Annotated in this window: 1 protein-coding gene; it reads left to right on the top strand. The window is 67.7% G+C overall.

The genetic code is table 11. The features are described 5' to 3' along the window. Positions 1-143: 143 nt before the first annotated feature. Entirely contained in the window at positions 144-1,751 is a 1,608-nt protein-coding gene (locus B2W70_RS09855; RefSeq protein WP_286745273.1) for a DHA2 family efflux MFS transporter permease subunit, read from the top strand. The last annotated feature ends 135 nt before the right edge of the window (positions 1,752-1,886 follow it).

Below are 1,886 nucleotides of genomic sequence, written 5' to 3'. Positions count from 1 at the left end.
AGCCGCGTCCGCACGACGTGGCGCACACGGATGTGTTCGATGCCTTGAGCAAAGACGCCGAAGCCCTGGTCAACCGCATCGTCGACCGCAACCTGGGGCGCGGTGCTCGCGTGAGCGCTGGCACCCAAGCGGGCGCCTGACCCATGTCGACCGCCAACCCGGGCGCCGATCTGGCGCCTCCCGAGGCTCAGTCTGAGGCTGCGCCCGCTGCGCAGCAGGCACCGCACGCGCCGCTGCAAGGCGGATCGCTGGCGCTGGGCACGCTGGCCTTGTCTCTGGCCACGTTCATGAACGTGCTGGACTCGTCGATCGCGAACGTGTCGCTGCCGGCCGTCGCGGGTGACCTGGGCGTGAGCCCCACGCAAGGCACCTGGGTGATCACCAGCTTCGGGGTGGCCAACGCCATTTCGGTGCCGTTGACGGGCTGGCTCACCCAGCGCTTCGGTGCGGTGCGGCTGTTCACCGCCAGCGTGCTGCTGTTCGTGCTGGCCTCGTGGCTGTGCGGTCTGGCGGGCTCGCTGGAGGCCTTGATCGGCTACCGCGTGCTGCAGGGCCTGGTGGCGGGGCCGATGATCCCGCTGTCGCAGACCTTGCTGCTGTCGAGCTACCCGCCAGCCAAAGCGGGCACGGCCTTGGCGATGTGGGCGATCACGACGCTGGTCGCGCCCGTGACCGGGCCCTTGCTGGGGGGCTGGATCACCGACAACGTCAGCTGGCCCTGGATCTTCTACATCAACGTGCCCGTGGGCCTGGCGGCGGCGGCCGTGACCTGGCGCATCTACGCCAAGCGCGAGACGCCCATCAAGGTCCTGCCCATCGACAAGGTGGGGCTGGCCTTGCTGGTGCTGTGGGTGGGTGCGTTGCAGATCATGCTCGACAAGGGCAAGGAGCTGGACTGGTTCGAGAGCGGCGAGATCGTGGCCCTGGGTGTGGTGGCGCTGGTGGGCTTCGTCGTCTTCCTGATATGGGAGCTCAACGAAGAGCACCCGGTGGTCGAGCTGCGCCTGTTCGCCTCGCGCAACTTCCTCTTCGGGGTGCTGACGCTGTCCATCGGCTACGGGCTGTTCTTTGGCAACGTGGTGCTGCTGCCCTTGTGGTTGCAGCAGCACATGGGCTACACGGCGTCGGTGGCGGGCATGGCGGTGGCGCCGGTGGGTCTGCTGGCCATCTTGCTGTCGCCCATCGTGGGCAAGAACGTGACCAAGGTGGACCCGCGCATGCTGGCCACGGTGGCCTTCCTGTTCTTTGCGCTGGTGTTGTGGATGCGCTCGAGCTTCACGGTGCAGGCCGACTTCACGACCATCATGATTCCGACCATCTTGCAAGGTGGCGCCATCGCGTTCTTCTTCATCCCCTTGAGCGCGATCACGCTGGCGGGGCTGACGCCGGACCGCATCCCGTCGGCATCGGGCTTGAGCAACTTCGTGCGCATCACGGCGGGGGCGATGGGCACGTCGGTGGTCACCACGCTGTGGGACAGCCGGGCGACCATGCACCACGCGCACATGGTCGAGCACATCAGCACCACCGACCCCGGTGCGGTCGAGGCGTTCTCGACCTTGCAGTCGGCGGGGCTGTCCATGCAGCAGGCCGCCGCGCAGGTCAACCGGCTGATCGATCAGCAGGCGTTCACGCGGGCGGCCGACGATGTCTTCCTGGCTTCGGCGGGCTTGTTCCTGCTGCTGATCCCGTTGATCTGGCTGGCGAAGGTGAAGAAGGGTGCTGCGGCGGTGGATGGCGGGGCGCACTGAGCCCCTCGTCAAGTCGGGCCGGGGTTCTGCTTCACGCCGGCACGCGGTAGTGCGCTTCGCTCATGAGGTCGATGCCGCACACCAGGTTCTCGGCCCAGGCGATGAACTGCGGCACGGCCTCGCCCACCAGCGGCG

It is taken from the genome of Aquabacterium sp. UBA2148, assembly GCF_002328915.1.
Lineage (GTDB): Bacteria > Pseudomonadota > Gammaproteobacteria > Burkholderiales > Burkholderiaceae_C > Aquabacterium > Aquabacterium parvum.
The sequence above is the reverse complement of the archived record's forward strand: the minus strand, read 5'-3'. Positions and strand labels throughout refer to the sequence as shown.